4 protein-coding genes, 1 tRNA gene and 1 pseudogene are annotated in these 8,050 nt (G+C 61.0%); all 6 read left to right on the forward strand.

Translation table 11 applies throughout. From position 1 onward, the window contains the following. Positions 1-65 precede the first annotated feature (65 nt). Positions 66-142 (forward strand) — tRNA-Pro (locus ABT24_RS07820). A gap of 960 nt (positions 143-1,102) precedes the next feature. Further along, positions 1,103-2,215 carry a replication protein RepA gene (locus ABT24_RS07825; RefSeq protein WP_276731924.1) on the forward strand — a complete coding sequence of 371 codons (1,113 nt, stop codon included), beginning with the start codon at positions 1,103-1,105 and terminating at the stop codon, positions 2,213-2,215. Beyond that, a complete protein-coding gene (locus tag ABT24_RS07830) occupies positions 2,212-3,267 on the forward strand; it encodes a site-specific integrase (protein ID WP_276731926.1) in 1,056 nt (351 codons plus the stop codon). Before ABT24_RS07825 ends, ABT24_RS07830 begins: the two co-directional genes overlap by 4 nt. A 109-nt stretch (positions 3,268-3,376) precedes the next feature. Next, positions 3,377-4,438, forward strand: coding sequence for a Fic family protein (locus ABT24_RS07835; protein ID WP_276731928.1), 1,062 nt, complete (start codon positions 3,377-3,379; stop codon positions 4,436-4,438). Then, a complete protein-coding gene (locus ABT24_RS07840) occupies positions 4,438-7,305 on the forward strand; it encodes an SNF2-related protein (protein WP_276731932.1) in 2,868 nt (955 codons plus the stop codon). Before ABT24_RS07835 ends, ABT24_RS07840 begins: the two co-directional genes overlap by 1 nt. Then, positions 7,305-8,050, forward strand: a pseudogene (locus ABT24_RS07845) (TrlF family AAA-like ATPase); the annotation flags it as partial. The gene ABT24_RS07840 and the pseudogene ABT24_RS07845, both read left to right, overlap by 1 nt.

Below are 8,050 nucleotides of genomic sequence, written 5' to 3' on the forward strand. Positions count from 1 at the left end.
GACAACAGCACGGGCAACAATACCTGAGCGGCGAGATGATGCAAACCGCGCGTACCATTAAAGATCGGGGTGTAGCTTAGCCTGGTAGAGCGCTACGTTCGGGACGTAGAGGCCGGAGGTTCGAATCCTCTCACCCCGACCAGACATTTTTAGAAAAAGCCCAAGTGAATCAAGCACTTGGGCTTTTTTGCTTTTGATCGTCATGAATGACGATTCAGAGTAAGTCTCGGCCCTCGATGGCCCAAGAATGGCCCAGCAAGTCGATGTGGTTTTGACTGGCAACCCGTCCCGCGCGTAGCGCAAGCCAAGCTTACGACTTGACGCTGCTGGGAATTTCCCCATACTGTCATTCACGGGTGAACACACAGTGGACCTGCCAGACACCCTCGTAAAAACTGTGTGGGCTACGGTCACGGGCAGGTGCGGTTCGAGCGAACGAGAGATAGCCGAACCAAGAGAGCAACTCAACGCTCGGCGTGTACCCGCCGGGGTGTAGATGCAGGTGCGCAAGCGCAACCGACACCTGTCATCAAGCCCAAGTGAAACAAGCCCCGTGAGGTGCGGCGAATCAACTTCAAGTCCCAGTACTTGATGCGCCTCCACCAACAGCATCGGCTCTCGCAAGCGCGCTTGCTTGTGAGACCCCTATGCCGAGATCATTTCCGGTCGCCCGTACTGGCGACTCATCACGCCCCGCAAGGTCAAAAAGCGCAACCAAGCCGGTCGCGCAAGCTGTGGCAGAGGGATTCGCCCCCGTCTGCATCGCTCCGTCGTTGCCGCCCGTGGCCCCGCCTGCCGATCTGCCACGGATTCTGTTCATCGAGCAACTTGCCTCCCTCATCGGCAAGACAGAAACGACCATCAGGACGTGTGCTACCAACGCCAAGTACGCGCACCTGATCCCCCGGCCATTCAAGCTTCCGAATAGCCGCCGTCTGTGCTGGTACGAGCGCGATGTTCTTCAGTGGATCGAGTCCACCCGCCCCGCCGAGCCACCACCGCCGCGCCGCCCCCGTGGCCGCCCAACGAAAGCCGAGCAGCTGTCGCGGGCTCGATGGGCGCAAAACAACACAGCGCAGCCGTCAGCCAAGGGAGGTGAGCAATGAGCCCCCTTGACGACTCCCCTATCGACGACGACGCGGCCCTCCGTACCGAGTATGCCGCTGCGTTGATCGCACGCGGCGTCTCCAGGGAAGATGCTCAGGCGCTTGCGGCTAGAACGCAGTACTTGCCGCAAGCGGCTCGGGCGGCAAAGCCCTCGCCGCGAGCAGACGCCCTTCTGTTATCAGATACGCCACCAAAGGCGCTCAGCGTCCGTGACGCCAAGCTGCTTGAAGCAGGGGTCGCCATCGCGCAAGACCCACCAGATTGGAATGAGTTGATCTTCCATCACTCCATCCTTTGTCAGACCGGCCTGCCGCGTCGGAAAGTGAAGGAGCGGGAGTTCCAGCGTCGTGTCGGTTCGGCATGGCTGCACGTGCAGGCAGGCATCCTCAGCATTGCCGGCGTCCCGGTTCCCCAGCCCATCCCGTACGGCGCTACCCCGCGCCTTGCTTTGGCATGTATCGCCACGTTAGCCCTGCGAAGCAGTTCGCCGGCCATCGAAATTGGTCGTACGCCCGCTGACTTCATGCGCTTGATTGGCCTCGCTGACACGCAAGGGGGTCGATACAAGACCCTGCGCTGCCAGCTCAACGCCATGGCTGCCTGTCGGCTTCAGATGGGCTTCGCCGACCATACCTTCAACAGCATGGCCGTGAAGCAGTACGAAGCTTGGCTGCCGCGTTCTGCCGGTGAACTCAACAAGTGGCCCAATGTTCTTGTTCTCACCGACGACTTCTACAAAGAGTTGCGCGCACACGGCGTTCCACTGGATCGTCGTGCGCTTCACGCTTTGACCGGGTCCGCCCTGTGCATCGACATCTACACATGGCTGGCCTACCGGCTTCACCTCATCAAGGGGCCACCCGTGACCGTCCCGTGGGCGGCGCTGCGCCTGCAATTCGGGCAAGAGTACTGCGGCGTTCGTGCCGAGGACGATTTCCGCACGAGCTTCTTGCTTGCCCTACCCAAAGTGCTGGCGGAATACCCGCAAGCGAAAGTCACCCGATACCCAGGCGGGCTGGAGCTGCACGCCTCGCCTCCGCCCGTGCAACCACGAGTCTTTGCGGTGAGTCCGCCCCGCCGTCCGCGATGCGAGAGGAGCGGTGCATGAGCAAGCTCATACAAAGCCTAAAAGCCAAGATGCTTCAAAGCACCAACCTTCTACAGCAGCTTGCGTCCGACCGCTCGCGCAATGCCGGTCGCTCTCCCGACACGGAGCACGACTACCTGCGACTTGGGCAATCGCTGCTCTCCCGTGCCAAGGTGGCGCAGGACGGGTTGATCGGCGTGGTGTCCGACACCCGACGCCCATCCACGTTCCAGAAGCGCATGTCCGCCCTGCGGTTCACCCTGCAGCAAAGGCAGTTGGAACTGTTGGGCAGCATCATCGAGCCCGTTTCCGATGACCAGGCACAAAGACACATCGCTGCGTTCGACGAACAAATCGCGTGCGTGCAGGCCCTGCTCGAACTTCGGCGAAGAGGCCTGGGCGGTCTGCGAGCCCTACGCAACAGCAAACGGCGAGCCCTCAGTGGGCTTCCCCCTGACTGGCGTGTCCAACTCTGCAATCGCGGCCGTGCGGGACGGTACGGTGCTGCCTTGCTGGTCGCAGCGCTGACGGGATGCCGCCCCAGCGAACTGGAGAGAGGCGTCAAGGTTTGGCAAACGCAGGATGCAGCGACGCAGGAGATCGAGATCCACTTTGAGGTCGCTGGTGCGAAGGTCAAACGGGAACAAGGGCAGCCGCATCGCCGCCTGACGTACGCGGCGGGAGACACGCATCCGCTGTTGTCGATGATCAAGGCGCTGTTGCCCGGCACGGCCGAGACCCGTGTCGTCGTTCAGGTCGCGAGCGCCATGAACTTCTCTGCAGAGGTACAGCGCTTAGCTGGCTGCTTGTGGCCTTCGCACCCGCACACCGTGACGGCGTATTGCCTCAGGCATCAATGGGGGGCGGATGCCAAGCGGAACGGCGACGCAGACGCGGTCAGCCGGGGGCTGGGCCACCTATCCCGAAAGACTCAGAGGGTCTACGGCACCGCATCACAAGGCAAACCGGCACATCGGCTGAAGCCACTGCGGCTTGAGGCAGAGAGGCCGGTCAAGGGCACAACGCCGGAAGTGGCACCGACCGATCCCGACGAACCGGAGTCCGCAAGTTGATCCGGCAGGGCCAATTGGGGTAAACATCGAGTTATTGGGGCAATGAAGATCAAACATACCCCAATTTGCAGTAGTATTACCCCATTCTTCCTTGTCCGGATGCTGCTGCATGCAATCACTCTCGCCAGACTACCTCGCCAAGCTGCGCTTCGACGCGCAGCAGCTGGCGACCCTGCGCGCCCTGGGTGAGTACAGGGGCAAGCAGCAGCTCTTCGTGGCGCAGTCGCCGGAGGTCTTGAGCGATCTGCGGCAAGTGGCAGTGGTCGAGTCCACCGAGTCGTCGAACCGCCTGGAAGGCGTGGTCGTCGCCGCGCACCGGCTCAAGTCACTGGTGCTCAAGAATGCCACGCCGCAAAGCCGTTCCGAGCAAGAGGTGGCAGGCTACCGCGATGCCCTCGGTCTGATCCATGAGAGCGGCGAGCAGATGCCGTTTTCCGAAGGCACGGTCCTGCAGCTGCACAACATGCTGTACCGCTACATGCCTCAACCCGGCGGGCACTGGAAGGCCACCAACAACGACATCGTCGAGCGCCACCCCGATGGCAGCTCACGCATCCGCTTTCGACCGGTCGCCGCGCACCTCACCCCCATCGCGATGGCGGACCTGATCGCGCGCTACCGCTTGGCCTTGGATCAGCACTTGGCAGACCCCTTGGTGCTGGTGCCGCTGGCCATCCTCGACTTCCTGTGCATCCACCCCTTCCCGGATGGCAACGGCCGCATGGCACGTCTGCTAACCCTGCAGCTGCTCTATCACTTCGACTATGCGGTGGGCCGCTTCATCAGCCTGGAGCGCATCTTCGAAGAGTCGAAGGAGAGCTACTACGAAACGCTGGAGGCCAGCTCCCAGGGCTGGCACGAGGCCGCACACGACATCGCCCCGTGGCTCGATTACTTCTGGGGCGCTCTACTGCGTGCCTACAGGGAATTTGAAGAGCGCGTGGGCACCATCGAGCGCGGCCGGGGCGCCAAGGGCGACCGCGTTCGCGCTGAAATTCTCAAACGCCAACTGCCGTTCTCGATCTCGGAGATTGAGGAGGCCTGCCCCGGCATCAGCCGCGACATGGTGCGCGTGATCCTTCGCGCCATGAAGGCCGAGGGGGTGATTGCCCCAACAGGAAAGGGACGCGGCGCGAAATGGTCGCAAGTCAAGGCGGAGGGGAATACCTGATGCAACAGACGCTGACGCCTTATCAAAGCCTGTACTACGCCTGGCTGTTGACCCGACGCGCGGCGGGCGACTCTGTCGAGTCGCTCGCCTCTACCTTGGTGGACTCGCAGGTTGACCTCAACCCCCATCAGGTTGAGGCGGCCTTGTTCGCCTGTGCAAATCCACTATCGCGCGGCGTCATCCTGGCTGATGAAGTGGGTCTCGGCAAAACCATCGAGGCAGGGCTGGTGATCTCCCAGCGCTGGGCTGAGCGCCGCCGTCGCATCCTGATCATCGTGCCCGCCAACCTGCGCAAGCAATGGCACCAGGAATTGCAAGACAAGTTCAACTTGCAGGGTGTTCTGCTGGAGGCCAAGAGCTACAACACCCTTCGCAAGCAAGACCGCCGCAACCCGTTCCAAGGCGCAACGGGCCCCGTCATCTGCTCGTACCAGTTCGCCAAGGCCAAGGCCGATGACATCAAGGCCGTCGAGTGGGATCTGGTGGTTCTGGACGAAGCCCACCGCCTGCGCAATGTCTACAAGACCAGCAACGTCATCGCCAAGACGCTGAAAGAGGCGCTGGCGCACGTCCACTCGAAGGTGCTGCTGACCGCCACGCCGCTGCAGAACTCGCTGCTGGAGCTGTACGGCCTTGTCAGCATGATCGATGACCGCGTGTTCGGTGACATCGACAGCTTCCGCTCGCAGTTCACCGCGCAGCCCCGTGAGCAGGCTTTTGCAGCGCTGCGCTCCAGGCTTGCGACCGTGTGCAAGCGAACGCTGCGCAGGCAAGTCCAGCAGTACGTGCCATACACGGCACGGCGTGCCATGGTGGAGGAGTTCACCCCCTCGACCGAAGAGCGCGAACTCTCAAACTTGGTGGCCGACTACCTTCGCCGCCCAAACCTCAAAGCCCTGCCCGAGGGCCAGAGGCAGCTGATCTCACTCGTGCTGTGGAAGCTGCTGGCCTCGTCCACGCACGCAATCGCAGGCGCGCTGGAGACAATGGCCAAGCGCCTCGAAGGCGAACTCGAAGCATCCCCAGATGTCCCTGATCTGGCGGAGGTACTCGACGACGACTACGAGTCACTCGACGAAACCGCAGACGAGTGGGATGGCAGCGCTGAGACCACAGACGCATCGCCAGCGGCCCAGCGCGACGCTGTTGCACAGGAGATTGCCGAGCTACGGCACTTCAAGACCCTGGCAACCAACATCCGCGAGAACGCCAAGGGCACCGCGCTGCTGACCGCCCTAGACAAGGCATTCGCCGAGCTTGAGCGGTTGGGAGCCGCCAAGAAGGCCATCATCTTCACCGAGTCCAAGCGCACTCAGGAGTACCTGCTCTCGCTCCTAGAGAAGACGCCCTACGGTGAAGGCATCGTGCTCTTCAACGGCACGAACAGCGACGCCCGCGCCCAAGCTGTCTACGCGGACTGGATCAAGCGCCACCAGGGCACCGACAAGATCACCGGCTCGCGCACGGCCGACACACGCGCGGCCCTGGTGGAGCACTTCAAAGTGCGCGGCACAGTGATGATTGCCACCGAGGCAGGCGCTGAAGGCATCAACCTCCAGTTCTGCTCGCTGGTGATCAACTTTGACCTGCCATGGAACCCGCAACGGATCGAGCAGCGTATCGGTCGCTGCCATCGTTACGGACAGAAGTTTGACGTTGTAGTGGTCAACTTCGTTGACCGCAGCAATGAAGCCGACGCCCGCGTCTACGAGCTGCTGGACCAAAAGTTCCAACTCTTCGAAGGCGTGTTTGGTGCCAGCGACGAAGTTCTGGGCGCCATCGGGTCGGGCGTCGATTTCGAACGCCGCATTGCGGAGATCTACCAAAACTGTCGCGATCCTGAGGAGATCAAGACCAGCTTCGAGCAGCTGCAGCGCGACCTGTCCGGCGAGATCAACGAAGCCATGGTCAAAACGCGGCAGATCCTGCTTGAGAACTTCGATGAAGAGGTTCAGGACAAGCTGCGTGTACGAGCGGAAGCTAGTAGCGCGGCGCGAAGCAAGTACGAGCGCATGCTGCTGGACTTGACGCGAGCAGAGCTCACGGGACACGCAACATTCGATGAAGAAGGATTCGTCCTACAGCGACTCCCAAGCTCCGCACTTGCTGGTGTCGAGCTGGGACGGTACGAATTGCCCCGGAGATCAGGCGAATCGCATCTGTATCGGATCGGGCACCCACTCGCCGAGTGGGTAACAGCCCAGGCCAAGTCCCGAAAACTGCCGATGGCCAAACTGGTGTTTGACTACGGCGCCTATGGCACGCAAATCAGCACCTTGAAAAACTATCGCGGCAAGTCTGGTTGGCTGTCCGTGAGCCTGGTCTCTGTGGAAGCGCTGGGCAACTTGGAAGAGCGGCTTGTCGTGGCCGCCGTCACCGTAGACGGTTCGCCGCTGGCCGAAGACGACCCCTCGAAACTCCTGCGCCTACCCGTGAAGCTGGAAGGGCCGTGCGATGGCAATGAGCCGGCGTCCGAACTCGCCGAGGACTTTCTGGGCCGCAGGCTGGGCATCTTGCGTGAGATCAACCAGCGCAATCTGGGCTACTTCGAGCAAGAGGTCCAGAAGCTGGACGCCTGGGCCGACGACCTCAAGCTGGGCATCGAGCAGGAGATCAAGGAGATTGATCGGCAGATCAAAGAAGTCCGGCGTACGGCAGCCAGTGCGCCGACGCTGGACGAGAAGTTGTCGTGGCAAAAAAAACAACGGGAGCTTGAGAGTACGCGTACGAAACTGCGGCGCGAACTCTTCAGCAAGCAAGATGAAATCGAGGCCCAGCGCAACGACATCATCAGTCAGTTAGAAGGCCAGCTCAAACAACAAGTCAAAGAGCAGCCTCTTTTCTGTATTCAATGGGAGCTAATCTAATGTCAAAAAGGGAGATCGCCAGAGGTTCAGTCTGGCGCCAGTGGGATCTGCACGTGCACACACCGGCGTCCTTCCACTGGACAGGCAAGAAGTTCGACGGAGACATGTCCTCTCCTGAGAACCGCACGCTGATCGATGAAATGATCGAAGCGATGAATGCCGCTGAGCCGGCCGTCTTCGCGATCATGGACTACTGGACGTTTGACGGATGGTTCGCGCTCAAGAGCCGACTAGCTGAACCTGGCGCACCTGTGCTGAAGAAGACCGTCTTTCCGGGTATCGAACTGCGACTCTCCGCCCCGACAACCAAGCGTCTCAATGCACACGTCATCTTCGCGGAGACGATCCCCGACCACCATCTGCGCGAGTTCTTGTCTGACCTGAAGCTTGAACGCACGGACAGGGCCGTGTCCAAAGAGTCCCTGATCGACTTGGCAAGAGGCACGGCTGAAGACATGCTCTTGAAGAAGGGGCACAAAAAGGCGGCTGTAGACGGAGACGACAAAGAAGCCTTGATGGCTGGGTACAAGCTGGCAGAGGTGAAGGCTGACAGCTACAAAGCCGCCATCAAGAAGGTTCCCGACGGACAAGCCATCGGATTCATGCCATTCGATACGAGTGATGGCCTGACAGAGGTGAAATGGGAGGACCACTATGCCTACTTCCTCGGTCTCCTTGAGTCGTCTCCCATCTTCGAGTCACGCAATGCCGAGCTCAGAACTGCATTCCTCTGCGAGGAAACGCC

The organism is Thiomonas sp. SCN 64-16 (assembly GCF_001725585.1).
GTDB classification, from domain to species: Bacteria; Pseudomonadota; Gammaproteobacteria; order Burkholderiales; family Burkholderiaceae_C; genus Thiomonas; species Thiomonas arsenitoxydans.

What these genes read in the sequence shown, in the direction of transcription:
- ABT24_RS07825 (WP_276731924.1), top strand. Translation starts at nt 1,103, where the DNA reads ATGAGCCCCCTTGACGACTCCCCTATCGACGACGACGCGGCCCTCCGT.
- ABT24_RS07830 (WP_276731926.1), top strand. Translation starts at nt 2,212, where the DNA reads ATGAGCAAGCTCATACAAAGCCTAAAAGCCAAGATGCTTCAAAGCACC.
- ABT24_RS07835 (WP_276731928.1), top strand. Translation starts at nt 3,377, where the DNA reads ATGCAATCACTCTCGCCAGACTACCTCGCCAAGCTGCGCTTCGACGCG.
- ABT24_RS07840 (WP_276731932.1), top strand. Translation starts at nt 4,438, where the DNA reads ATGCAACAGACGCTGACGCCTTATCAAAGCCTGTACTACGCCTGGCTG.